Source organism: Gymnodinialimonas sp. JB5-7, from assembly GCF_055693405.1.
The window spans coordinates 926,132-949,354 of sequence record NZ_JBVFUX010000004.1 but is presented as its reverse complement, the minus strand read 5'-3'; the positions used below and the strand labels follow the sequence as shown (position 1 = coordinate 949,354).

Below are 23,223 nucleotides of genomic sequence, written 5' to 3'. Positions count from 1 at the left end.
ATCACACACCCTGCCGCTGTTTGACACGCTCGGCTTCCCATTCCGCATGCTTTTCGCGCACGTTCGGATCGTCCGAGACTTGGGCGGTCCCGACCTCCCACCAGGTGTGGCCTTCGGTTGTCCAGCCGTCATAGGGGTCGACCTGCATCACGATCACACTGGTTTTGTCCGAGGCCTTGGCCTCTTTGAACGCCTCCCCCAGTTCCGCTGCGTTGGCCACTGTTACGGCATCCGCCCCCATGGATTTGGCATGGGCCTCAAAATCTACCGCGAAGGCTTCCGGAACCGTAGGGCAATCCTTGATCAGGTTGTTGAAACTCTGGTTTCCGGTGTTGTTCTGCAGCTTGTTGATGACCGCAAAGCCACCATTGTCGAGCACCAGGATGATCAGCTTCTTTTGCGTCAGTACGCTTGAATAAATGTCTGAATTCATCAACAAATAACTGCCGTCACCCACAAAAACGACAGTATCAGCTGTGGGTTCACGTTCGGATTGTGCAATTCGCGCGCCCCAACCGCCAGCGATTTCATAGCCCATGCAGCTGAATCCGAACTCCACATCAACGGTGCCCGGCAACAAAGTGCGCCAGTTTGCGGTGACCTCTGCCGGAAGCCCACCTGCGGCTGCCACAACCCGATCTTCCGGCGCGCAAAGGGCGTTCACCGCACCGATGGCTTGTGCGTAGGAATTGGCACCGTTCCCTGACTTGGTGTTCTCGGCCACATAGGCATCCCATTTGCGTCGCTCGGCCTGGCAATCGGCCAGCCAACTTGACGGTGCTGCATGCCCGTTAAGGGCATCGGTCAGAGCGAGAATGCCCTGTCGTGCGTCACCCACGATGGGCAGGCTGAAGTGCTTGGTTGCGTCGTACCGGCCCGCGTTCAACCCGATGATTTTCGCGTCCTTCGCAAATGCTGTCCACGACCCGGTTGTGAAATCCTGCAATCGCGTGCCAACGGCGAGGATCACGTCAGCCTTCTCAGCCGTCCAGTTTGCGCTGTCCGACCCGGTCACGCCGACCGGTCCGATGTTGAGTGGATCGTCCGCCGTCAAATTCGCACGCCCGGCAATGGTCTCGATCACGGGGATCGCGTGCCGCTCAGCAAATGCGCCGAGCGCTTCGACCGCACCGGAATATTGCACGCCACCGCCGGCGATGATGACGGGCCGCTTAGCGGATTTCAGAAGCGCGGCCGCCGCCGCAATCTCGACAGGGTCAGGATGGGCGCGCCGGATGCGGTGCACGCGGCGCTCAAAGAATTCCATGGGATAATCATATGCATATCCCTGCAGATCTTGCGGCAGGCCGATAAAGCATGGGCCGCAATCGGCAGAGTCCAGCATTGTGTTGAGGGCGTTGGGAAGGGAGTGCATCAGTTGCGCGGGATGCGTAATGCGATCCCAGAAGCGGGTCACGGCCTTGAACGCATCATTGACGCCAAAGGTCGGGTTCCCGAAATGCTCCAGCTGTTGCAGCACCGGGTCCGGCAATCGGGTCAGAAAGGTATCGCCGCACAGCATCAGCATCGGCAGCCGGTTCGCATGGGCGAGGGCGGATGCCGTCAACAGGTTGGCTGTGCCCGGCCCGGCCGATGCTGTGCAGAACATGAACCGACGACGTAGGTGGTATTTTGCGTAAGCCGCCGCAGCAAAGCCCATGCTCTGCTCGTTTTGCCCGCGGTACAGCGGCAGTTCATCTTGAACGGGGTAGAGCGCTTCGCCAAGGCAGGGCACATTGCCGTGCCCGAAAATGCCAAAGCCGCCACCACAGATGCGCGTTTCCACTCCATCGATCTCGATGAACTGGTTCATCAGGTAGCGCACAATGGCTTGGGCCACGGTCAGCCGGATGGTCTCGCCCTGAGCGGTCATGGTCTCTCCCCGTCTTTTCGCGCAGCCGGGCGTGGCCCGGTCGATTGGATATTGCGTCGCTTCATTTCGCAGGATACGAGTTTTGCAACCGGTTGCAACAGGCATCAGCAAGGGAGGGTGCGCCATGGCAGAGATCGGCATCGGTCTGATCGGCGGTGGCTATATGGGTAAGGCCCATGCTGTGGCCATGGCCGCAGTGGGGGCTGTGTTCGACACCGCCCTTCGCCCACGGCTTGAGATGCTCGCCGCCTCGTCCGACGCCTCTGCCGAGCGCTACCGGGCGGCCTATGGATCTGCCCGTGGTACCGGGGATTGGCGCAACGTCGTGGCCGATCCGCCTGTCGATGCAATTGTCATCGCCTCCCCCCAGACCACGCACCGTGCGATTGCAGAGGCCGCTTTTGCAGCTGGAAAACCGGTGTTTTGTGAAAAGCCCCTTGGCGCATCCTTGGAGGATGCACAGGCGATGGTCGCGGCGGCTGAGGCCAGCGGATTGCCGAACATGATCGGGTTCAACTACGTCCGCACGCCCGCCACGCAACTGGTGCGCAAGCTTCTTTCATCCGGTGAGATCGGCGAGGTGACCTGGTTCCGGGGCGAGCATACCGAGGATTTCCTCGCAGATCCGACCCTCCCGGCGACGTGGCGGACCACGGGCCGTGCGAATGGATGTATGGGCGATCTCTCGCCCCACATGATCAATTGTGCGCTCGCGCTCATGGGACCGATGGCGGAGGTTTCAGCGCGCATCGACACGGTCCATGCGACCCGCCCCGGAGGCGTTGTAGACAATGACGACCACGGCCAAATGATGGTCCGCTTTGCGTCCGGGGCGATGGGGCACCTGTATTTCAGCCGTGTCGCGACCGGACGCAAGATGGGCTATGCCTATGAAATTCATGGCACAAAAGGCTCCATCCGCTTCGATCAGGAAGATCAGAACGCGGTCCATCTCTACCGAGCCGACGGGCCTGAAGCGGTGCGCGGGTTCACCAAGATCCTAACCGGGCCGGAACATCCCGATTACCTGCCGTTCTGCCAGGGGCCGGGGCACGGGACGGGTTATCAGGATCAGATCATCATCGAGGCGCGGGACTTTTTGCGCGCCATCGAGACGGGCGATGCCATTTGGCCGACCTTCCGCGATGGGCTGGAGGTCAGCCGCATCATCGACACCGCTTTCACCGCTGCCGAGACGGGTGGCTGGGTCTCTATCCCTCAGATCTGAAAGGGAAAATCATGACTATTCGTATCGGAAATGCGCCCTGTTCCTGGGGCGTGGAATTCGCGGGTGATCCGCGAAACCCGGCCTGGCGCACAGTTCTGAAGGAGAATGCTGAGGCCGGCTATACGGGTATTGAATTGGGCCCTGTCGGTTTCATGCCGGAAGATCCGGCAGAGCTTGGAGAGGCATTGGCCGAGCATGACCTGGAGCTGATCGGCGGCGTTGTCTTTCGCCCGTTCCATGATCCGGCGGCGTGGGACGATGTGCTCGACGGGTCCGTGCGGACTTGCAGGGCCCTTGCCGCGCATGGCGCGCAACATCTTGTTTTGATTGACTCAATCTCTCCACGTCGCGCCCCGACTGCTGGCCGGGCGGATGCGGCAGAGCAGATGGATGCGGCGGAATGGTCCGCGTATCGGGACCGTATCGCGCAGATCGCGAAAATGGGAGCTGAGGAATATGGGCTCACCGTGGGGATCCACGCACATGCGGCGGGTTTCATGGACTTTGAGCCGGAGCTTGAGCGGCTTTTGGATGAAGTGTCTGACGACATCCTCAAAATCTGCTTCGACACGGGCCATCACTCCTATGCAGGGTTCGATCCGGTGGCCTTCATGAAGCGGCATATCGATCGCATTTCCTATATGCATTTCAAAGATATAGATCCGGTTGTTAAAGCGGATGTCATCGCCAAGAGCACTGGTTTCTATGAGGCCTGCGGGCAGGGCATTTTCTGCAATCTGGGCCAGGGCGACGTGGATTTCCCGAGTGTCAGGCAGGTGTTGCTGGATGCAGGGTTTGAAGGGTGGTGCACGGTGGAGCAGGATTGCGACCCAACGCTGGATGTGCGGCCCATGGATGATGCGGTCGCAAACCGCAAATATTTGGAATCAATCGGGTTTTAACCCGTCGCGGGAGACGAGAGATGGCACGTTTGCAATGGGGCATGGTTGGCGGCGGTGAGGGCAGCCAGATCGGGCCAGCGCATCGGTTGGGGGCGCAGGCGGATGGGAATTTTGTCTTATCTGCCGGGGCTTTAGACCATGATGCGGACAGGGGCGGGCCTATGCGCAGCACTTGGGCGTGGCCGAGGATCGTGCCTATGGCGATTGGCGGGAGATGCTGGCAGGCGAAAAGGACCGCGCGGATCGGGTTGATCTGGTGACCGTGGCGACGCCGAATTCCACCCACTTTGAAATCACCAAGGCGTTTTTAGAGAGCGGTTTCAACGTCTTGTGCGAAAAGCCGATGACGATGACGGTGGAGGAAGGTGAGGAGATCGTGAAGATCGCGGAGGCCTCTGGCCGCATCTGTGCGGTGAATTATTGCTACTCGGCCTATCCGATGGTGCGGGAGATGAAACACCTTGTAAGTGCCGGATTTATTGGAAAAATCCGGCTTGTGGTGACCTCTTTCAGCCACGGGCATCATGGCGATGCGACGGATGCGGACAATCCGCGCGTGCGCTGGCGGTATGATCCGGCGATGGCGGGGGTCTCGGGGCAGTTTGCCGATTGCGGGATCCATGCGCTGCACATGGCGTCGTTCATCGTAGGCGACGAGGTGCGGGAGCTGTCAGCGGATTTTGCCAGCACCATTCCAAGCCGTACCTTGGAAGACGACGCGATGGTCAATTTCCGCATGGAAGGCGGCACGGTCGGGCGGCTTTGGACAAGCTCTGTCGCGATTGGGCGGCAGCACGGATTTGACATCCAAGTCTTTGGAGAGACGGGAGGATTCCGGTGGGCGAGTGAACAGCCGAACCAGGTTCTTTACACGCCGGTGGGCGGCAGGACGCAAATAATGGAGAAGGGCGAAGCGGGCCTTTCGGACGAGGCGCAACGACTTTCGCGGGTCGCAATTGCGCATCCTGAAGGCTTTCCTTTGGCGGTTGCGAATATCTACGTGGACCTGGCGGCTGCGATCCGGGGAGAGGCGCATGGAGCCTATCCGACGGCGGCGGATGGGGTGCGTTCGATGGCGGCAGTCTATGGGGCCGTGGCCTCAGCGAAGGAGCGCGGTGCGTGGGTCGATGCGCGGCCGCCGATGTTTCGCTGATATCTGCTCAGATGAACGGAGATGCGTTCAATTGAACGCGTTTTCCCGCAAAAACTGCGTTCAGCTGAGCAGAATTCGATCCGTTCAGTTGAACGCGCTTGGATGCGTCCAAATGAACGCATTTTACCTTTGGGGGCGGAGTGTGCCGCGCTCGATCACGCGGCAGGGAAACAGCCGGGTTTCCGGGTGGCGTTTGGGGTCCTCAACGGTGCCGATCACCAGGTCGATGGACGCCCCGATGATCTCGGCCACCGGCTGTCGGATCGTTGTGAGGTTGATGTTCTGCCAGCCCGACATCTGCATGTCGTTCAAACCGATGATGCCGATATTATCGGGGCAGGTCAGCCCGGCCTCTTGCACGGCGCTGAGCGCGCCGATGGACAGCACATCGTCGCCGCAAAAGTAAGCCTCCGCCGGATCGGCCATCAGGAGCTTCGTCATCTCGACCCGGCCCGCATCGAAAGAATAGGCGGCGGCGTAGCTGGACGTCACCTCAATCTCTGGATGCTCGCGCAGGGCGGCCATGAAGCCGAGCGCGCGATCCTGTGTGGAGGTGGCCTGTTCCGGGCCGCCCAGAAACGCCACCCGTTTGTAGCCGCGCGCGATCAGGGTTTCGCCGGCCATGCGCCCGCAGGCGACGTTGTCGATGCCAACCACATGGACCTGCGGCGCAGTGGTGAAGCGCCCGAAGGAGTTCACGACGGGAATGCCGGCGGCGCGGTAGGCTTCAGCGAAGGCGGGAGGGAGCGTGGAGGAGGCGACAATCGCGCCATCCACGGAATATTGCTTGAGCATCCGGACCGAGCCCTGTGGGTCGGTTTCATCGACGCGGAGATTGACCAGAAGCGGGCGCAGGCCGCGATCCTGCAGGCCGCGTGTGAAGCGGTCGAAGACCTCAAGAAACAGGGGGTTGTGGAAGTTGTTGGACACCAGCCCGATAAGCTTGGTGCGCCCGGTCGTCAGGCTGGAGGCGAGCGCGTTGGGCGAATAGCCAAGCGCATCTGCGGCGCGTTCGACCTTGGCGCGGGTCTTGGGCGAGACGGAGGCCCCTTCGGTGAAGGTGCGCGACACGGCAGAGGTGGAAACCCCGGCTTTTTCGGCCACGTCCTTCAATGTCACGCCCACGGGAACCGTTTCCTTTGCAAATAAATTCAGCCCGTTATGGGCCATTTCCTAACGAAGAGTAAATCGCATTTTGCAACCGGTTGCAATGAATCAGAATCGCCGCTACGGTTTTGCCAAGGCGGGCCTCCGGACGTGTGATCCGCCGTAAGATCCAATGGGAGGACATCATGAAATCACTTTTGAAGACGGTCGCCGCAGCGGCACTCGTCGCAGCCACGCCGTTCATGGCGGCCGCCGACGGCCACCAGGGTGGCGAGCGCTACATTCTTGTCAGCCACGCCCCTGACAGCGACAGCTGGTGGAACACGATCCGCAACGCGCTGAGCCTTGCGGGCGAGCAGATGGGCGTCGAAGTCGAATATCGTAACCCGCCCACCGGTGACATTGCCGACATGGCGCGCATCATCGAGCAGGCGGCGGCCTCCGGCCCCGACGGCATCATCACGACGCTGGCTGACCCAGACGTTCTGGGCGACTCGATCAGTGCCGCTGTGGATGCAGGCATCGATGTCATCATCATGAACTCCGGCACGCCTGAACAGGCGCGCGAAGTGGGTGCGCTGATGTATGTTGGCCAGCCTGAATATGACGCAGGTTATGCCGCTGGTCTGCGCGCGGCAGGTGACGGTGTTACCAGCTTCCTGTGTGTGAACCACGTCATCTCCAACCCTGTTGTGGCTGAGCGTTGCTCGGGCTTTGCGGATGGTCTGGGTGTGGAACTGGGCGACAGCATGATCGATGCGGGCCAGGACCCTGCTGAGATCCAGAACCGGGTTATCGCCTATCTGAACGCCAACCCTGAAACCGACGGCATCCTGACCCTCGGGCCGACCTCGGCTGACCCGACGATCCTGGCGCTGGAAGAGATGGGCCTTGCGGGCGACATCTACTTCGGCACGTTCGATCTGGGTGAGAACATCGTGGCGGGTATCCGCGACGGCGTGATCCAGTGGGGCATCGACCAGCAGCCGTTCCTGCAGGCCTATCTGCCGGTTGTGGTTCTGACCAACTATCACCGCTACGGCGTGCTGCCGGGCAACAACATCAACTCGGGCCCCGGTTTCATCACCGCTGACGGCCTTGAGCTGGTGGAAGCCCTGGCCGGCGAGTTCCGCTGAGGCGACGCGGTCCATGTGATCGCGTGAGCATCGGGGCAGGCGGCGGAAACGTTGCCTGCCCTTTTTCAACGGCGGATTTCGAAAGGCCCTGTTGTGCGGGGCTTTCCTAGAGACGCTTGAGTGAGACGACACGTATACACGGGAGGGGCACATGTCGGAGACGCAGCCTGCAGCGGGCGGACAAGACGACGAAAGAATCAAGGAGATCGGGGGACTACGCCAATGGTTGATCCGGCCGGAATTGGGCGGGATCGTCGGTGTGATCACCGTGTTCGTTTTCTTCGGAATCCTTGCCGGGGACAGCGGCATGTTCAACCCGCAGGGCATCCTGAACTGGAGCCAGGTTTCGGCGCAGTTCATGATCATCGCCGTGGGCGCCTGCATGTTGATGGTGGCTGGTGAGTTCGACCTTTCGGTTGGCTCGATGATCGGCTTTGCGGGTATCTCCATCGCGATGTTCGGCGTGGTCTGGGGCTTTCCGATGTGGATTGCCATCCTGATCACCTTCGTCATCTGCATCGGCATCGGGGCGATCAACGGATTGATCGTGGTGCGCACCGGGTTGCCGAGTTTCATCGTGACGCTGGCTTTCCTTTTCATCCTGCGTGGCTTCACGATCTTCATTCCGCAAACGGTGGAAAGCCGCACAATCATCGGCGGCATCGAGGATGCGGCGGAAGGCGATTGGTTGGCATCGATCTTCAGCGCGGACATCATGCAATGGCTGTTCGTGAAGTTCGCAGATTGGGGCTGGATCGAGACCTTCACTCGGGGCACGCGGGAAGGGGAGCCCGTGGTGACGGGCATTCCGATGCTGATTGTCTGGGCGCTGATCCTTGTGGTCGTGGGCCACACGATTTTGACGCGCACGCGCTACGGCAACTGGATTTTGCGGCAGGCGGCGATGCGCAGGCGGCGCGCTATGTCGGCGTTCCGGTGGATCGGGTGAAGATCTCCATGTTCATGGTGACGGCCTTCTGCTCCACGATCTTCGCCTGCTGCCAGGTGTTTGAATTCGGCACGGCGGCGGCGGACCGGGGTATCCTGAAGGAGTTTGAGGCGATCATCGCGGTGGTGATCGGCGGCGCGCTTCTGACGGGCGGATATGGCTCGGTCGTGGGCGCGGCCTTGGGGGCAATCATTTTCGGCGTGGTGCAGCAGGGCCTGTTCTTTGCGGGCGTTGAGAACTCGCTGTTCCGCGTGTTCCTCGGCGTGATCCTGCTCTTTGCGGTGATCCTGAACACCTATGTGCGACGCATCATCACGGGGAGCGTTGATATGTCTGACCCAATCGTAAAAATGGTCGATATCAAGAAGCACTTCGGCCCTGTGATTGCCCTGAACGGTGTGTCGTTCGACGTGAAGGCGGGCGAATGCCATTGCCTTCTGGGCGACAACGGCGCGGGCAAGTCGACCTTCATCAAGACCATGTCGGGCGTGCACAAGCCGACCTCGGGCGAGATCATGTTCGAGGGCAAAACGATGAACTTCAACAGCCCTCGCGACGCGATGGAGGCGGGGATTGCGACGGTTTATCAGGATCTTGCGATGATCCCGCTGATGTCGGTGACGCGCAACTTCTGGATGGGGCGGGAGCCGAAGAAGGGTTTGTTCATCGACTTCGACAAGGCGAATTCCACGACGATGTCGGAGATGAAGAAGATGGGCATCAACCTGCGCTCGCCTGATCAGGCGGTGGGCACGCTTTCGGGCGGGGAACGTCAGACGGTGGCCATTGCGCGGGCGGTCTATTTTGGGGCGAAAGTTCTGATTTTGGACGAGCCGACCTCGGCCCTTGGGGTGCGGCAGACCTCGAACGTTCTGGCCACGGTGGACCGGGTCCGGAAGGCGGGCATCGGGGTGGTGTTCATCACCCACAACGTGCGCCACGCCATGGCGGTGGGGGACCGGTTCACGGTGCTCAACCGCGGCCAGACGCTCGGCACTGCGGCGCGTGGTGAGATCACGCCGGAAGAGTTGCAGGATCTTATGGCCGGTGGGCAGGAGATGGCGCAGTTGGAGGGCTCGCTGGGCGGGACCGTCTGATGGGGCCCCGGATGCGGGATCCAGGTGGGCCGCAGCTTGCCTGGTATAGCGATGAAGATGTCTCGCTCGACGCCTTTGCCGAGGCGGTCGGGCGGGCGATCCCTGAGGGTGCCATAACCCATACGCAAGACATTCGTGAGCGTATTCCGGTCTACGACATGGAGGCGCTGCGTCCGACGCTCATGGAATATGACCGCTGGGCGTTGATGAGCGAATGGATCTGGGTGCTGAAAGACGGCCCCGGTGCGATGGTGCTGAAGAACAGCTACCGCGACGTGGAGCCGGTGAACGGTGTCATCGACCGTGTCAGCGCCATCTTCGAGCAGATTATCGCGGAGGAGGGCGGCGGGTCGGGCGACCATTTCGCCAAGTCGGGCGCGAATGCGCGGATTTGGAACGCGCTGGAAAAGCTGTGCCTGGCCGATCCGGAGGCCTTCCTGATGTATCACGGGAACCCGACCATCGATGCGGTTTGCGAGGCGTGGTGCGGGCCCGGATACCAGATGACGGCCCAGGTCAATGTGGTGCGCCCGGGTGGTGCTGCGCAAACGGCGCACCGGGATTATCATCTGGGGTTCATGTCAAAGGATGCCGCGCAGGATTTTCCCAAGCATGTTCATGCTGTTTCGCCCTTCCTGACCCTACAGGGCGGCATCGCCCATTGTGATATGCCGGTGGAAAGCGGGCCGACGAAGCTTCTGCCGTTTTCGCAAGGATATGGGCCGGGCTATCTGGCCTATCACCGCGAGGATTTCGCGGCCTTTTTCGAAGAGCACCACGTGCAGCTGCCGCTGGAGAAAGGGGATGTGATCTTCTTCAACCCGGCGCTCTTTCACGGGGCGGGCGAGAACCGGACGCAAGATGTGCAGCGTATGGCGAACTTGATGCAAGTATCTTCGCCCATGGGTCGTGCGATGGAGGCGGTGGATCGCGCGGGCATGGCGCGGGCGCTTTACCCCGTCTATCAGCGGGCGCTGGCGACGCATCTGCACCTGGGCAATGAATTGGCCGCCGCACTTCCTTCGGCTTTGGAAGGATATGCCTTTCCCACCAGTCTAGACACCGACCCGCCCAAGGGAGGGCTGGCGCCAGAAACTATGGCACAGCTCTTTGACCGCGCGATCGAGCAGGGAAAGATGCCGGAGCAGTTCAATGCAATGCTGGATGCGTATGTCGCACGGAGGCCAATGGGATGAGTTTGCTGGTTAAGCCGAACGGGACGGCAGGGAAGGTCCACGCGATCACGCCGGACAGTGCCGGGTGGGGCTATGTCGGCTTTGACGTTTGGCATCTGGCGCCCGGGGATGTGGCCTCGGGCGGGGAGCCGGGGCGCGAGGTGATCCTGGTGCTGGTCGAGGGCCGCGCCGTGGTGGATGGCTTGGGCGAGATGGGTGTGCGGATGAGCGTTTGGGAAAAGACGCCGCCGGCCTGCGCCTATCAGCCGGGCGCATGGCGCGTGGAGGCCGTGACCCATTGCGTGCTGGCGGTGTGTTCCGCGCCGGGGACAGGCGCGCGCCCCGCGCAGGCACTGGGGCCAGAGGGCATCGAGATGGTGGATCGGGGGCAGGGGACGAACCTGCGCCACATCCACAACATCGCGATGGAGGATCGGGATGTGGCGGAGTCTTTGCTGGTGACGGAGGTGTTCACGCCCGCAGGCCATTGGTCCAGCTACGCGCCGCACCGCCATGACGAGGATGATTTTCCGCGCATCACCTATCTGGAAGAGACGTATTATCACCGGTTGAACCCGGCCAAGGGCTTTGGCGTGCAGCGGGTGTTCACCGAGGACGGCAAGTTGGATGAGACGATGGCGGTGTCGGATGGCGACGTGGTTTTGGTACCGCGTGGGCATCATCCGTGTGGCACGCCTTACGGGGTGGAGATGTACTATCTGAACGTCATGGCCGGGCCGCTGCGGAAGTGGCGGTTCGAGGCGCATCCGGATTTCGCGCATTTGATGTGAGGGGGCGCTGGCCGACGCTTGCCTGACGGCGTCGCCCCGCCCACCGTCCCGTATGGATGTGCTGCAGGTTGGCACATTTGCTGCGCGTGCGTAGGCTGTGCCTATGGTCCAGATCTCTCAACCTACTGCTGCCCTTCCGGTCCGGTCCGTGCCCGAGGCGCAGGACTGGTACCGCGATCTTCTGGGGTTCGAGATCAAGTGGCACCATGAGGGCGGCCGGATCGGCGGTGTGGCCCATGGGGAAGCGGCGGTCTTTCTGCGCGAATTGGACGGGGATATTCAGCCCAATGTGCTGTGGATCTTCTGCGCGGATGTCGATGCGGTCCACGATGATCTGGTCGCGCGGGGCGCGCCGATCACCGGGCCCTTGGCGGACACGCCCTGGGGTCTGCGGCAGTTCACAGTGACCGACCTGGCCGGTCACCACCTGCATTTCTTTCACGACCTCTGAGGGTCCGTGCGGGCGCCTATTGGCCCATGATGATGGCCATGATGTCGTTTTGGCGCCCCATCATGCGGGCCTGCATCTCGGGCGCGAGTTGCGTCATGATGGAGGTGAACATGGGTTGGGTCTGCACCAGGATCGAGCGGCCCACATCGGACGAATAGAATTCGATCATCGCCTGCATCTCCTCGACCGTGAAGGTGTTGATCATGCCTTCGATCATCAGCACTTCGAGGCGGGGCTGGAAATCGATCAGCTCTTCGGAGAGCAGGGTGCCGAGATCGCTGAGCTGCTGTTCGGTGAGCTCCATGCCCGGCGGCAGGGTGGCTGCGATTTGAGCGGCGGAGGCCTCGGGCGAGAACATGGCGGACATCATCTCCTGCACGGCGGGCAGGGCGGCGTAGTCGCGGGCGAGTTCCTCGACCGATTGGGCGGCGGCGGCCAGGGGAGAGAGGGCGATGGCTGTGGCGAAGGCGAGTGCGCGCATGGGCGATGTCCTTTATGGGGCTGCGTTGAAGGGTAATCTGGGCCCTCGGGCGGATATTGCCAATTCAATTTCTGGGACCAAAGGCGGATGGCCGCACAATTGGGGGCAAAATGCAAATAGGTGAGGCCTTTATCGAGAGGCTTTTGACGTCCGAGGACGCGGTGGAGGCTGTGGCGACTTTGTCGGGGTTTTGGGCGCACCGCGCCCGGGAAGGGGCGGCACAGTTGGGGCTGGCCAAGCCGGAATGGGAGGTTCAGTTGATCCTGATCTATACCGGTGAGGTGTGGAATGGGGGCCATGCGCAGTATCGCATGAACCGGCGGCCGGACATGGCGCAGGCGACAGGGACCGCCTTGGCGGCTGTTGGATTGGAGGGGCTGTCGGCGGTTTTGCGAGAGGTGTCAAATGCGGCGTGGTCGGAGGCGGGGTGCGCGCAAGCGGACCGGGCATTTGATGCGTTAGACGGCGGTGTGGACACGGCCCTGCTTGGGCATCTGCGCCGCCATGCGGACGAGATCCTATTGCCAGAGCGTGGGCAAGACCGGGCTTAGAGCGCTTTGCGATAAGAGTGCCTCAGATAAAACGCAAAGGGCTTTAGAAAGAGGCTTTCAAACCATTTGCCCGAAGCCAAAGCCAGCCACGGATGCCTGCGCTGATCAGGATCAAGCAGATGATGGGGATGATCCACTGCGTGACGATCATTGTGCCGCTCATGTTGGCGGCGCCCGGCGACAGGCGGGTCGCGAAGATGGTGAGCGCAAGGCTGGCGGCGAGGTAGGTGACAAAGAGCAAAGCCACGATGGGCACCCAGCCGGCATGGCCACCGCGCAGGCGGAAGGCGAGGACGATGCAGGCCAGGGCGGCGCCAAGCAGCCCCAGGGCGAAGGCGGCAAGCGATGGGCTTGCGGAGAGCGTAAGAAGTGCCAGGACCAGCAGGTTGAACCCCATCAGCAAGAGCGGCAGGCCCGCCATGCGTACGGCCTCCAGGGCGCTGGCCTGGTCATGGGAGACAATCCAGTAGCCGAGCAGGCGGGTCCGCGGCACGGGGGTTGATCCTTTGCCTAGCGTTTGCCGTAGTAGAGGCCCACAACGTGTTCTGCCTCGGCAAAGAAGAGCCAGCGGGCGCAGGCGACACCTGCAATGTGGCTGAGGATCGCCACAACGGCAAGGACGTGGCTGAAGGGCAGGGCCGTGAGGATCAGAACCGGAATGGCAAAGGCGAGAAGGCCTGCGATGATGCGGAGATTGCGGGCATGTTTGCGGCCCACGACATGGACGAATTCGCGCAGCAGGTAGTTGGTGCCGGTATGGGGCGGCTCGAACGCTGTGACCTTGCCGATGCGGCCAAGACCGGTGGCGGTCTGAAGATCGGTGCCTGAGGCGGCGAAGGCCTGATCGCCCTGGAACCAGGACAAGAGCGTGATGACGGTGGCGATCATCAAAAGGACGGCCGCAGCAGTGATCTGGCCGGACAGAAGCGCGCCGCCGGCCAGCGACAGGGCCAGGAACTTCAGCGGTGTCAGGGGCGAGTGCCAGCGTGGCACGGTCTTCATCTGGGCATAGATCATCGAGGTGGTGAAAACGGTGCCGATCGACAGAAGCGCCCCGAGATAGCCGAGCGGCTGCCAGGCGGTGTCGAAAAACACCAGACCGGCGCCGAAAAGTGCCATGACCAGCAAGGCCGCGACGGCGCAGATGCCTTCGCGGGAAAGCCAGGAGGTTTTCCATTGGCTGAAGGCTTTCCAGGCGCGTTCGGGGTGGCCGAGGTGGAAGGTCGACGAGATCAGGCCGCCGACCGCCAGCACATAGCCAATGGCGAAGAACCAGAAGGCCGTCCAGCCTGTGACCTGCGGATAGCCAAGGCCGAGGAAGGTCAGGAGGCCGAAGCCCAGGCCCGAGAGGGTGGTGAAGATGATGACGGAAGGAGCTGGATGCATGGTTCAGGCTCCTTTCGAAGGTAGTTTGTCGAGCGCCTTGTCGAGCCAGCCGATGAAGCCGCCGGGGTTCTCGGCCACGGGCTTCAGATACGGCGCGAGGACGTCGAATTCGGGCAGGCCATCCTTGGGGCGCGGGGGCAGGTATTTGTTGACGGGCTTGGTGCCTTGTTCGGGCATCAGGTCCATGCCGCCGCGTTCGGCGACCAATTGGCTGACGTCGCTGTCGGGGTCACCCAGATCGCCGAAATGGCGCGCGCCTGCCGGGCAGGTGCGCACGCAGGAGGGGGTGCGGTCGATCTCAGGCAGGTTTTCGTTATAGATGCGGTCGACGCAGAGGGTGCATTTCTTCATCACGCCTTCGTCCTGGTCGAGCTCCCGCGCGCCGTAGGGACAGGCCCAGGCGCAGAGGCCGCAGCCGATGCAGTCTTTCTCGTTGACCAAAACGATGCCGTCTTCCTCGCGTTTGTAGCTGGCGCCAGTGGGACAAACGGTAACGCAAGGCGCGTCTTCGCAATGCAGGCAGGATTTTGGAAAGTGGATGGTTTGCGCCGCTGGATGCGGCTTGGCGGAGGTGGCCAAGGGCTGGACCGAGTAGGAGTGCACGCGGTTGAGGAAGGTGCCAGACGGGTTTTCACCGTAAGCGTCCTGATCCGACAGCGGCGCGCCGTAATTTTCGGTGTTCCAGCCTTTGCACGAGATCACGCAGGCATGGCACCCGACGCAGGTGTCGAGGTCGATCACAAGGCCGAGTTTCTTTTGGGTCGAGGTGGGAAGCTGGGTCATGCGTTTGGCCTGGCTGAGAGGGGGATTTCACCGCGCTTTCGCGCGTCGACCAGCCGGGGGCGCTGCCCCCGGACCCCCCGAGGTATTTTTGAAACAAGGAAGTGGGGCGGGGCGGACGATGTCGGATGTCATTTGCCCACCTTCCAGGCGAGGTCTTTGGGGCCCTTCCCGACGGGTGATTTGATTGGGGGAAAGGCAGGTTGGCTTTCCGCAGGCGCCGTGGCCTTTTCGAGGCGAACTTTGAGGTCGAACCACGCGGCCTGCCCGGTGATCGGGTCGGAGTTGGTCCAGCGGTGGCCATCGCCTTTCGAGGGCAGAAGCTCGTGGATCAGGTGGTTCAGCAGGAAGCCCTTGGTGGCCTCCACCGCGTTATCATCGAGCGCCCAGGCGCCCTTGCGCTTGCCGATGGCATTCCACGTCCAGACGGTGTTTTCGTTCAGCGCGGCCATCTCCATCACCGGCACGGTGATGGTGCCGTGGGGCGAGGTGACCTTGGCCCAGTCGCCGTCATTCAGCCCGTTTTCGCGCATCAGCTTGGTGGGCACGTAGAGCGGGTTGTGGCCGTGGAGCTGGCGCAGCCAGGCGTTTTGCGTGCCCCAGGAATGATACATCGCCATCGGGCGCTGGGTGAGCGCGGTGATGGGGTAATCGTCCACTTTGTTGGCGGGGGCGGGGTCCGACCAGAAGGGGAGCGGGTCCATGTTTTCGGCGACTTGGGCGCGCAGATGTTCAGGCGGCTGGATGTCGCCATGGCCCTCCGCCGCGCGGCGGAATTTTTGCATCGGCTCCACATAGAGCGTGAAGAGGTAGGGCTGTGGCGCGTCGTAGAGGCCCATCTCGACGGCCCAATCCTGATAGGCGTTGTTCCAGGGTTTCATGTATTGCGCGCCATCGGGGACGTGGCTGACGAAGAAGCCGCCATTTTCGATGTACTTGTTCAGCTGGTCTGGGTTGGGGTCGCCGCGCCCATGCTGGTCGCCATTCTCACCGCGCCAGCCGGCGAGCGGGCCGATGCCGGGGCGGCGGATGTGGTTGACGATATAGTCGCCGTAATCGGCATATTTCTGGGAGCCGTCTTCGTTCGTGAAGCCGGGCAAGCCAAGGCGCGCGCCGAGGTCACAGAGCGCGGACTGGAAGCCTTTGACGTTGCGGTCGGGTTCGATCACCGGCCAACGGATGGCGTCGGCGGCGCCGTCTGCCTCGCAGATCGGGCGGTCGAGGAGCGAGATGCAATCGTGGCGTTCGAGATAGGTTGTGTCGGGCAGGATCAGGTCGGCGTAAGCCACCATCTCGGAGCTATAGGCATCGGAATAGATGATGTGCGGGATGACATATTCGCCGCTCTCATCCTTGTCGGTCAGCATCTGCATGACGCCGCCGGAGTTCATGGAGGAGTTCCACGACATGTTCGCCATATACATGAAAAGCGTGTCGATCTTGTAGGGATCACCGGCATGGGCGTTCGAGATGACCATGTGCATGAGGCCATGGGCGCTCATGGGATTTTCCCAGGTATAGGCCTTGTCGATGCGGGCCGGCGTGCCGTCTTCCTTGAGCGCGAGATCCTCGGGGCCGTGGACGAAGCCCAGATGCGGGCCGTCGAGCGGTTGGCCGGGCGTGACCTTGCAGTGCGGCTTGGGGTGGATCTTGGAGGGCTTGGGGTAGGGCGGCTTGAAGCGGAAGCCGCCGGGGGCCTCGACCGAGCCCAGGATGATCTGGAGGATGTGCAGCGCGCGGCAGGTCTGGAAGCCGTTGGCATGGGCGCTGATCCCGCGCATGGAGTGCATGGCGACGGGACGCGCGGTCATGGAGGTGTGGGTTTCGCCGCGGAAATCGGTCCAAGTGATGGGCAGCTCGAAGCTTTCGTCGAACGCGACGCGGGCCAGTTCGGCGGCGATGGCGCGGATCTTGTCGGCGGGGATGCCCGTGCGCTCGGCCACGTTTTCGGGCGCGTATTCGTCGGACATGTAGCGTTCGGCCATGTGGTGGAGGACGGGTTTGTGGCCGTCCTTGTGGGTGGCGCTGAGATCAGGCTGAACGCCGGGTTTGTCGAAGGCCGTGGGCTTGCCGGTCTTGCGGTCGATGACCAGTTCCTTGCCGTCCTTGTCGCGGAGCAGCAGCCCGGTGTCTTTGTCCACCAACACCGGCGCGTTGGTCCAGCGGGCGAGGTAATCGAGGTCGATCTTGCCGGCTTTCATCAGGCAGTGGACCATCGACAGGATGAAGAGGCCGTCGGTGCCGGGTGTGATGCCGACCCATTCGTCGGCCACGGCGTTGTAGCCTGAGCGGATCGGGTTCACGCCGATCACTTTGGCCCCACGCGCCTTGATCTTGCCCAGGCCCATTTTGATCGGGTTGCTGTCATGGTCTTCGGCGACGCCGAACAGCATGAAAAGCTTGGTGTGATCCCAATCGGGCTGGCCGAACTCCCAAAACGCGCCGCCCATCGTGTAGATGCCAGCGGCGGCCATGTTGACGGAGCAAAAACCGCCATGGGCCGCGTAGTTGGGGGTGCCGAAATTCTGCGCCCAGAAACTTGTGAAAGATTGCGATTGGTCGCGGCCGGTGAAGAAGGCGAGTTTGGAGGGGTCTTCTTCGCGGATCGGGCGCAGCCAGCCTTCGGCGATGGTGTAGGCTTCTTCCCAGGAGATTTCTTCGAATTCACCCGAGCCGCGTGGGCCAACGCGCTTCAAAGGCGCTTTCAGGCGCGAGGGGGCGTTGACCTGCATGATGCCCGCCGAGCCCTTGGCGCACAGCACGCCCTGATTGACGGGGTGGTCGCGGTTGCCCTCGATATAGGCCACCTTGCCTTCTTTCATGTGCACGTTGATCCCGCAGCGGCAGGCGCACATGTAACAGGTGGTTTTGCGGATTTCGTCCGAGACCTTCGGGGACAGGTCCAATGTCGGTTGTGCCATGTGTTCCGTCCCCCAAAATGGTCCCTGCGACAGCCTTAATCCCGCAGTGACTGGAATGGCCATATGGCCAAATCGCGCAGGCGTTATGGCCAACGCTCAATCAGTATTGAGACTTTTGGTCTCAAATTGCAATGGATCGATTGCCGCAATCAGGCGGCGTAGGCAAGCCCCGGAACGTCTCGCAGGTCGGCAGCGGCCATTTGCAAGGCGGCGAGCGCGGTTTCAAGGCGCGCCTCCAGATCGGGCAGAGCGAGCGGCAGCGTGGTGCCGAGAGCGGCTTGCGGAGCTTGCGGTGCACCGACGGGAACCGCAAGGCCGCAAACGCCCGCCTCGTAGGCGCCGCGGATCACCTGAGCGGGTTGATCGCTGCCTTGCAGGACTTGCCCGATGGCCGTGGTGTCGAGGGGCAGTGTGGAGCCGACCGTAAGGCCAAGCGACACCCGCGCGCCGGGACGGGCGGAATGGGCCACGTAGACCGCGACAGTGTCGTCGCGCAGGGCGAGGCTGATCTCACCGCCTAAGGTTTCCGCATGGGCGTTGAGCGTGGGTTGCACGGCGCGCCCGAAGCTGCCTGCTTGCAGGAAAGCGCCAGCCGGGCGCAGCACGCGAGGGGCAAGCGAGAAGGCGCGGCCCTGCTGGCGGGCCCATCCGGCCTCCACCAGCGTCAGGGTCAGGCGGCGGGCAGTGGAGCGATCCAGCCCGGTGCGGTCGGCGATCTGGCTGAGCGTAAGGACCGGTGCGCCTTCGAAGGCGGACAGGACGCCGAGGCCTTTGAGAAGGGTCGTCGAGAGGGTTTTGGACATCTGCGCGCTTTCGTTGACAGGGGAGGAAAGCGCGCCACGCTCATAAAGTCAACAAATGTGCGTATATCGCACAATTCCAGCGGAGGGTCGCGCCCATGATGAGCCAGGAGTTGAACGATCAGATCACGCGGGTCGGGCCGGGGACGGGAGCGGGCAAGGTGCTGCGGCACTATTGGCAGCCCGCGGCCCTGAGCGACGAGTTGATGGGCGCCCGGCCCGTTGTGCCGGTGAAGCTGATGGGGGAGGAATTGGTGCTGTTCCGCGATGAGAGCGGCACTTTGGGCCTGATCGGGCGGCGCTGTCCGCATCGCGGTGCGGACCTTGCCTATGGACGGCTGGAGGATAACGGGTTGCGGTGCCCTTTCCACGGCTGGCACTTCGATTGCACCGGGCAATGTGTGGAGCAGCCGGGGAGCCTGAGGGCTCGAAGATGCACCAACAGATCAGGGCGGTCAGCTATCCGGTGCGGGAGCTGAACGGGATCATCTGGGCTTACATGGGGCCGGGCGACCCGCCGCCTTTCGCGGATTTCGACTGTTTCCGCGCGCCGGAGAGCCATGTGTTCGCCTTTAAGGGGCTGTGGGAATGCAACTGGCTGCAGGCGATGGAGGTGGGGATCGACCCGGCCCATGCTTCGTTCTTGCATCGATTTCTTCAGGATGAAGACCCTGCCGACAGCTATGGGAAGCAGTTCCGCGACGGGGTGGATGGGGCCGAAATGCCGATGACGAAACTGCTGCGCGATTATCCCCGGCCCGAAATCAGCGTGGATGAAACGGACTACGGGATGAAGCTGACCGCGCTGCGCCACCTCGACGACGGGCGGACCCATGTGCGGGTGACGAACCAGATCTTCCCGCAGGCGATTTGCATCCCGATGAGCCGCGAGATGACGATCACGCAATGGCACGTGCCGGTCGATGATGAGACCTGCTATTGGTATTCGATGTTCACCTCGTTCAAAGCGCCCGTTGATAAGGCGACCATGCGCGATCAGCGGTTGGCGGAGCATCGATTGCCGGACTACGCGCCGCTGAAAAACGCGCGGAACAACTATGGCTATGACGCGGATGAGCAGGCCGATCAGACCTATACGGGCATGGGCCTCGACATCAACGTGCATGACCAATGGGCGGTGGAAAGCATGGGCCGCATCCAGGACCGGCGGCATGAGCATCTGGGCAAGACCGATGTGGGCATCATCAAGTATCGCCGGATGCTGCGGGCGGCGATTGCGGCTGTTGAAGCGGGCGAGGCGCAGGGCCTGAAGATGCAGAACGGTGGGACATCCGGCATCAAGGGGCCGCTGTCGAATGATGCGATTGCGCCGGATGATGATTGGCAGGCGGCCTCCGTTCAGGCAGACTTGGAGCGTCGGGGCCAGTGCCCCTGGGATGCAAGCGTTTGACGACAGACGATATTCTCAAACTGGTGGAGAAGGACGGGATCGAGACGATCCGCGTGGTCTTCACCGATCCGCATGGGGTGTTGCGGGGCAAGACGGTGACGGCGAGCGCGCTGCCGGGGGTGTTGCGCGATGGGCTGCGGGTGCCGTCGACGCTGCTGTTGAAAGACCTGTCACACCGCACGGCGTTTCCGGTTTGGGCGGGCGACGGTGCGCCGATGCAGGGGGCGTCGGATGTGGTTCTGCGGCCCGATCCGGCGACGTTTCGCAAGCTGCCATGGTCGCCGCATTCGGCGCTGGTCCATTGCGATGTGGAAAGTCCGTTTTGTTCGCGTGGGATTTTGCGCCGTTGCGAGGCGGCTTTGGCCGAGGTGAGGCTGCGCGCGACGATGGGTGTGGAGATTGAGTTTCAGGTGTTTCGGGTAGTGGACCCGTCCTTGGGGCCTGCGCAATCCACCATGCCCGGCGTCCCGCCGCAGGTGGAGAATACGACGCAAGGGTATCAGTACCTGACCGAGACTCGATACGCGGAGGTGGAGGGGATGCTCGACCGGCTCCGCCGCGCGGCGGAAGCGATGGGGATCGACGTCCGCTCCGTCGAGGTGGAGATGGGGCCGTCGCAATATGAGGTGACGTTTGCGCCGGGCACGCCGATGGAGGTGGCCGAGCAGGCGGTGAATTTTCGGATGTTGGCGCGTGAGGTGAGCCATCGCCACGGGCTGCTCGCCAGCTTCATGCCCAAGCCCGCGTTGCCCAATGCGGTGGCGAATGGGTGGCATATTCATCAGAGCGTATCGGGCGATCTCGACATGGGCCACTGGATCGCGGGCTTGCTGGAGCACGCCCCGGCCTGTGCGCTTCTGACCAATCCGACGGTCAACAGCTACAAACGCTTCACGCCCTATCAACTCGCCCCGACCCGCATTGGCTGGGCGCGCGACAATCGCGGCGCGATGGTGCGGGCGTTGGAGGATCGGGTGGAGAACCGCTTGCCAGATAGTGCGGCGAATCCCTTCTTTGCCTTGGCTGCGCAGTTGATCGCGGGTCGTGCGGGGTTGAAAGCCGCGCAGGACCCGCCGCCTGAGATGACCGACCCTTACGGCGGCGATGCGCCTGCGCTCCCGGCTTCTCTGGGGGAGGCGATTGAGGCCTTCGCGGCTTCCGATACGTTGCGTGCGGCGTTGACGCCGGAGGTCCATGACTGGCTGATCACACTGAAACGGCACGAGTGGAAGCGTTACCTGGCTCATATCTCGGATTGGGAACAGGCGGAGTATTTCGCCAATCTTTGATATCCAATTTGTGGATAGCGGGCGCGGAAATCGGCCCTTGCGGTTATATCGGGGCGCGGCAAACTGAACGGCGACAGACACGGGGAGATTTCAGTATGGGACGGCTTTCGGCCTTCAACTTCAAAGCCTGGATTGACGAGCATCGCCACCTTCTGAAACCGCCCGTCGGCAACAAGATGGTGTTCGAGAACAGCGATATCATGGTCACCGTCGTGGGCGGGCCGAACAAGCGGACGGATTACCATGACGACCCGGTGGAAGAATTCTTCTACCAGCTCGAAGGCGACATGGTCCTGAAGCTTTGTGATCAGGGCGAGTTCTATGATGTCCCGATCCGGGAGGGCGAGATATTCCTGCTGCCGCCCCATGTGCGCCACTCGCCGCAACGCCCGATGGAGGGGTCTGTCGGGCTGGTGATTGAACCGAAGCGGCCTAAAGGGGCTGTGGATGCGATTGAGTGGTATTGCTTCAATTGTGGAACGCTGGTGCACCGGGCGGAGCTGCACCTGACCTCCATCGTCGATGATCTGCCCCCCGTCTACGCCAAGTTCTATGCCTCGGACGAGGCGCGGACCTGTGGGTCTTGTGGGGAGGTGCATCCGGGGAAGGAGCCACCCGAGGGCTGGGTGACGCTTTAGCGGCAATCCGTTGCGCGGGCGTCCGATATCCGGCTAGGCTCTGCCGGAACCAATCAAAAATAGCCCCGGCCACACAAGAAGCCGAGGGCGGATAGGGAGAAAAGACATGAAGACATTCAACGCATTGCTGGCCTCAGCGGCCATGGCCGTCAGCGGATTGGCAGGGGCCGCTCAGGCGGAGGAATTCCGCTTGGGCTTGATCACGCCGCCGCCCCATGTCTGGACGCTGGCCGCCGAAGAATTCGGCACGGCGTTGTCCGAGGCGTCGGGCGGGGAACACACCGTCACCGTTTTCCCGGCGCGGCAGTTGGGCAACGAGGCGGACATGCTGCAACAGTTGCAGTCGGGCGCCTTGGACATGGCGTTCATGACGGTGGCGGAAATCTCCAACCGTGCCACCGATTTCGGCGCCTTCTACCAGCCGTTCCTGGCCGATGACATGGGCCATGCCGCGCGCATCCTGCGCTCGGACGAGGCGCGGGCGATGCTGGATCAATTGCCCGGGTCGTTGGGTGTTGTGGGCTTGGGCTATGGCTCGGCCGGTATGCGCCACATTCTGACGAATGGCGGTGTGACCGACGCGGCGGGGCTTGCGGGGCAGAAGATCCGCATCACGCCGTTCGAGGCCAATCTTGATTTCTACAACGCCATCGGCGCGGCCCCTACGCCCATGCCTTTGCCCGCCGTCTTCGACGCGCTGGCCAACGGGCAGGTGGACGGGATCGACATGGACAGCGAGTTGATCGTGCTGCTTCGCTACCACGAGCATGCCGATACGATGCTGCGCACCAACCACATGATGTTCCCGATGGTGGGTCTGGTCTCGGCCCGGGTCTGGGCGGGCTTAAGCGAGGAAGATCGCGCGCTGATCTCGGAGCATATGGGCGCGGCTGTGGATGGCGTGCTGTCTACTTATGTGGAGCGTGATGCCGGATGGCAGGAAGAAATCCGCGGCTTCGATGTGACCTATATCGAGGCCGACCGCGATTTCTTCGGCGATGCCGTGGCCCAGTGGGAAGGCATCTGGGAAGAGCGCGCCGGTGAGGCGCTGGCGACCCTGCGCGATGTGGCTGACGCGACCCGCGAGTGATCTGATTTTCAACG

21 protein-coding genes and 2 pseudogenes are annotated in these 23,223 nt (G+C 62.3%); 15 read left to right on the top strand and 8 right to left on the bottom strand.

Annotated elements, in window-relative coordinates; translation table 11 throughout:
* Window position 1 precedes the first annotated feature (1 nt).
* The gene (iolD, locus tag ACZ1HK_RS05695) at window positions 2-1,873 is read right to left on the bottom strand and encodes a 3D-(3,5/4)-trihydroxycyclohexane-1,2-dione acylhydrolase (decyclizing) (RefSeq protein ID WP_472627843.1); all 1,872 of its coding nucleotides are present in this window, start codon (window positions 1,871-1,873) and stop codon (window positions 2-4) included.
* Between the two features lie 124 nt (window positions 1,874-1,997).
* Here iolD and ACZ1HK_RS05690 point away from each other — a divergent pair, with 124 nt between their 5' ends.
* The 3 genes and pseudogenes from ACZ1HK_RS05690 to ACZ1HK_RS05680 all read left to right on the top strand — a co-directional run bounded on the left by ACZ1HK_RS05690 (window position 1,998) and on the right by ACZ1HK_RS05680 (window position 5,156).
* The gene (locus tag ACZ1HK_RS05690) at window positions 1,998-3,101 is read left to right on the top strand and encodes a Gfo/Idh/MocA family protein (protein ID WP_472627842.1); all 1,104 of its coding nucleotides are present in this window, start codon (window positions 1,998-2,000) and stop codon (window positions 3,099-3,101) included.
* An 11-nt stretch (window positions 3,102-3,112) separates the two neighbouring features.
* On the top strand, window positions 3,113-4,003 hold the full coding sequence (locus ACZ1HK_RS05685; protein ID WP_472627841.1) for a sugar phosphate isomerase/epimerase family protein: 891 nt from the start codon (window positions 3,113-3,115) through the stop codon (window positions 4,001-4,003).
* Window positions 4,004-4,023: 20 nt separating this feature from the next.
* Window positions 4,024-5,156 (top strand): annotated as a pseudogene (locus ACZ1HK_RS05680) (Gfo/Idh/MocA family protein).
* 123 nt (window positions 5,157-5,279) lie between these two features.
* Here the strand turns inward: ACZ1HK_RS05680 and ACZ1HK_RS05675 are convergent.
* Entirely contained in the window at window positions 5,280-6,281 is a 1,002-nt protein-coding gene (locus tag ACZ1HK_RS05675; RefSeq protein ID WP_472627840.1) for a LacI family DNA-binding transcriptional regulator, read from the bottom strand.
* Window positions 6,282-6,448: 167 nt separating this feature from the next.
* Here ACZ1HK_RS05675 and ACZ1HK_RS05670 point away from each other — a divergent pair, with 167 nt between their 5' ends.
* The 6 genes and pseudogenes from ACZ1HK_RS05670 (at window position 6,449) to ACZ1HK_RS05645 (ending at window position 11,862) form a co-directional block, all read left to right on the top strand.
* Complete coding sequence (locus ACZ1HK_RS05670) at window positions 6,449-7,399, top strand: sugar ABC transporter substrate-binding protein (protein ID WP_472627839.1); 951 nt, start codon at window positions 6,449-6,451, stop codon at window positions 7,397-7,399.
* Window positions 7,400-7,550: 151 nt separating this feature from the next.
* Window positions 7,551-8,668, top strand: a pseudogene (locus ACZ1HK_RS05665) (ABC transporter permease); the annotation flags it as partial.
* A 9-nt stretch (window positions 8,669-8,677) separates the two neighbouring features.
* Window positions 8,678-9,445, top strand: coding sequence for an ATP-binding cassette domain-containing protein (locus tag ACZ1HK_RS05660; RefSeq protein ID WP_472627891.1), 768 nt, complete (start codon window positions 8,678-8,680; stop codon window positions 9,443-9,445).
* Between the two features lie 11 nt (window positions 9,446-9,456).
* Window positions 9,457-10,641, top strand: a complete 1,185-nt coding sequence (locus tag ACZ1HK_RS05655) for a phytanoyl-CoA dioxygenase family protein (RefSeq protein WP_472627838.1) — start codon at window positions 9,457-9,459, stop codon at window positions 10,639-10,641.
* Window positions 10,638-11,411, top strand: coding sequence for a 5-deoxy-glucuronate isomerase (gene iolB, locus ACZ1HK_RS05650; protein WP_472627837.1), 774 nt, complete (start codon window positions 10,638-10,640; stop codon window positions 11,409-11,411). Before ACZ1HK_RS05655 ends, iolB begins: the two co-directional genes overlap by 4 nt.
* 103 nt (window positions 11,412-11,514) lie before the next feature.
* Complete coding sequence (locus ACZ1HK_RS05645) at window positions 11,515-11,862, top strand: glyoxalase superfamily protein (protein WP_472627836.1); 348 nt, start codon at window positions 11,515-11,517, stop codon at window positions 11,860-11,862.
* A gap of 16 nt (window positions 11,863-11,878) precedes the next feature.
* On the opposite strand, the gene ACZ1HK_RS05640 is transcribed toward ACZ1HK_RS05645, so the two are convergent.
* A complete protein-coding gene (locus tag ACZ1HK_RS05640) occupies window positions 11,879-12,343 on the bottom strand; it encodes a DUF2059 domain-containing protein (protein WP_472627835.1) in 465 nt (154 codons plus the stop codon).
* A gap of 110 nt (window positions 12,344-12,453) precedes the next feature.
* Here ACZ1HK_RS05640 and ACZ1HK_RS05635 point away from each other — a divergent pair, with 110 nt between their 5' ends.
* Window positions 12,454-12,894, top strand: a complete 441-nt coding sequence (locus ACZ1HK_RS05635) for a DMP19 family protein (protein ID WP_472627834.1) — start codon at window positions 12,454-12,456, stop codon at window positions 12,892-12,894.
* A gap of 43 nt (window positions 12,895-12,937) precedes the next feature.
* Here the strand turns inward: ACZ1HK_RS05635 and ACZ1HK_RS05630 are convergent, their stop codons facing one another.
* The 5 genes from ACZ1HK_RS05630 to ACZ1HK_RS05610 form a co-directional block, all read right to left on the bottom strand.
* Complete coding sequence (locus ACZ1HK_RS05630) at window positions 12,938-13,387, bottom strand: hypothetical protein (protein ID WP_472627833.1); 450 nt, start codon at window positions 13,385-13,387, stop codon at window positions 12,938-12,940.
* Between the two features lie 17 nt (window positions 13,388-13,404).
* The gene (locus tag ACZ1HK_RS05625; RefSeq protein WP_472627832.1) at window positions 13,405-14,280 is read right to left on the bottom strand and encodes a dimethyl sulfoxide reductase anchor subunit family protein; all 876 of its coding nucleotides are present in this window, start codon (window positions 14,278-14,280) and stop codon (window positions 13,405-13,407) included.
* 3 nt (window positions 14,281-14,283) lie between these two features.
* The gene (locus tag ACZ1HK_RS05620) at window positions 14,284-15,063 is read right to left on the bottom strand and encodes a 4Fe-4S dicluster domain-containing protein (RefSeq protein ID WP_472627831.1); all 780 of its coding nucleotides are present in this window, start codon (window positions 15,061-15,063) and stop codon (window positions 14,284-14,286) included.
* Between the two features lie 128 nt (window positions 15,064-15,191).
* Window positions 15,192-17,981: a molybdopterin oxidoreductase family protein gene (locus ACZ1HK_RS05615; RefSeq protein WP_472627830.1), complete on the bottom strand. Its 2,790-nt coding sequence runs from the start codon at window positions 17,979-17,981 to the stop codon at window positions 15,192-15,194.
* 149 nt (window positions 17,982-18,130) lie between these two features.
* The gene (locus tag ACZ1HK_RS05610) at window positions 18,131-18,784 is read right to left on the bottom strand and encodes a helix-turn-helix domain-containing protein (RefSeq protein ID WP_472627829.1); all 654 of its coding nucleotides are present in this window, start codon (window positions 18,782-18,784) and stop codon (window positions 18,131-18,133) included.
* 95 nt (window positions 18,785-18,879) lie between these two features.
* Here ACZ1HK_RS05610 and ACZ1HK_RS05605 point away from each other — a divergent pair, with 95 nt between their 5' ends.
* The 5 genes from ACZ1HK_RS05605 to ACZ1HK_RS05585 all read left to right on the top strand — a co-directional run bounded on the left by ACZ1HK_RS05605 (window position 18,880) and on the right by ACZ1HK_RS05585 (window position 23,209).
* Window positions 18,880-19,260 (top strand): Rieske 2Fe-2S domain-containing protein, encoded by a 381-nt coding sequence (locus ACZ1HK_RS05605; RefSeq protein ID WP_472627828.1) that lies wholly within the window; start codon window positions 18,880-18,882, stop codon window positions 19,258-19,260.
* Complete coding sequence (locus ACZ1HK_RS05600) at window positions 19,215-20,192, top strand: RHO alpha subunit C-terminal catalytic domain-containing protein (protein ID WP_472627827.1); 978 nt, start codon at window positions 19,215-19,217, stop codon at window positions 20,190-20,192. Before ACZ1HK_RS05605 ends, ACZ1HK_RS05600 begins: the two co-directional genes overlap by 46 nt.
* Window positions 20,189-21,481, top strand: coding sequence for a glutamine synthetase family protein (locus tag ACZ1HK_RS05595; RefSeq protein WP_472627826.1), 1,293 nt, complete (start codon window positions 20,189-20,191; stop codon window positions 21,479-21,481). The genes ACZ1HK_RS05600 and ACZ1HK_RS05595 overlap by 4 nt, the downstream gene beginning before the upstream one ends.
* Window positions 21,482-21,576: 95 nt before the next feature.
* A complete protein-coding gene (locus ACZ1HK_RS05590) occupies window positions 21,577-22,119 on the top strand; it encodes a 3-hydroxyanthranilate 3,4-dioxygenase (protein WP_472627825.1) in 543 nt (180 codons plus the stop codon).
* A gap of 106 nt (window positions 22,120-22,225) precedes the next feature.
* Window positions 22,226-23,209, top strand: a complete 984-nt coding sequence (locus ACZ1HK_RS05585) for a TRAP transporter substrate-binding protein (RefSeq protein ID WP_472627824.1) — start codon at window positions 22,226-22,228, stop codon at window positions 23,207-23,209.
* Window positions 23,210-23,223 lie beyond the last annotated feature (14 nt).

Coding starts and splice junctions, on each gene's coding strand:
- iolD (WP_472627843.1), bottom strand. CDS start 1,873: ATGACCGCTCAGGGCGAGACCATCCGGCTGACCGTGGCCCAAGCCATT.
- ACZ1HK_RS05690 (WP_472627842.1), top strand. CDS start 1,998: ATGGCAGAGATCGGCATCGGTCTGATCGGCGGTGGCTATATGGGTAAG.
- ACZ1HK_RS05685 (WP_472627841.1), top strand. CDS start 3,113: ATGACTATTCGTATCGGAAATGCGCCCTGTTCCTGGGGCGTGGAATTC.
- ACZ1HK_RS05670 (WP_472627839.1), top strand. CDS start 6,449: ATGAAATCACTTTTGAAGACGGTCGCCGCAGCGGCACTCGTCGCAGCC.
- ACZ1HK_RS05660 (WP_472627891.1), top strand. CDS start 8,678: ATGTCTGACCCAATCGTAAAAATGGTCGATATCAAGAAGCACTTCGGC.
- ACZ1HK_RS05655 (WP_472627838.1), top strand. CDS start 9,457: ATGCGGGATCCAGGTGGGCCGCAGCTTGCCTGGTATAGCGATGAAGAT.
- iolB (WP_472627837.1), top strand. CDS start 10,638: ATGAGTTTGCTGGTTAAGCCGAACGGGACGGCAGGGAAGGTCCACGCG.
- ACZ1HK_RS05645 (WP_472627836.1), top strand. CDS start 11,515: ATGGTCCAGATCTCTCAACCTACTGCTGCCCTTCCGGTCCGGTCCGTG.
- ACZ1HK_RS05640 (WP_472627835.1), bottom strand. CDS start 12,343: ATGCGCGCACTCGCCTTCGCCACAGCCATCGCCCTCTCTCCCCTGGCC.
- ACZ1HK_RS05635 (WP_472627834.1), top strand. CDS start 12,454: ATGCAAATAGGTGAGGCCTTTATCGAGAGGCTTTTGACGTCCGAGGAC.
- ACZ1HK_RS05625 (WP_472627832.1), bottom strand. CDS start 14,280: ATGCATCCAGCTCCTTCCGTCATCATCTTCACCACCCTCTCGGGCCTG.
- ACZ1HK_RS05620 (WP_472627831.1), bottom strand. CDS start 15,063: ATGACCCAGCTTCCCACCTCGACCCAAAAGAAACTCGGCCTTGTGATC.
- ACZ1HK_RS05615 (WP_472627830.1), bottom strand. CDS start 17,981: ATGGCACAACCGACATTGGACCTGTCCCCGAAGGTCTCGGACGAAATC.
- ACZ1HK_RS05610 (WP_472627829.1), bottom strand. CDS start 18,784: ATGTCCAAAACCCTCTCGACGACCCTTCTCAAAGGCCTCGGCGTCCTG.
- ACZ1HK_RS05605 (WP_472627828.1), top strand. CDS start 18,880: ATGATGAGCCAGGAGTTGAACGATCAGATCACGCGGGTCGGGCCGGGG.
- ACZ1HK_RS05600 (WP_472627827.1), top strand. CDS start 19,215: ATGCACCAACAGATCAGGGCGGTCAGCTATCCGGTGCGGGAGCTGAAC.
- ACZ1HK_RS05590 (WP_472627825.1), top strand. CDS start 21,577: ATGGGACGGCTTTCGGCCTTCAACTTCAAAGCCTGGATTGACGAGCAT.
- ACZ1HK_RS05585 (WP_472627824.1), top strand. CDS start 22,226: ATGAAGACATTCAACGCATTGCTGGCCTCAGCGGCCATGGCCGTCAGC.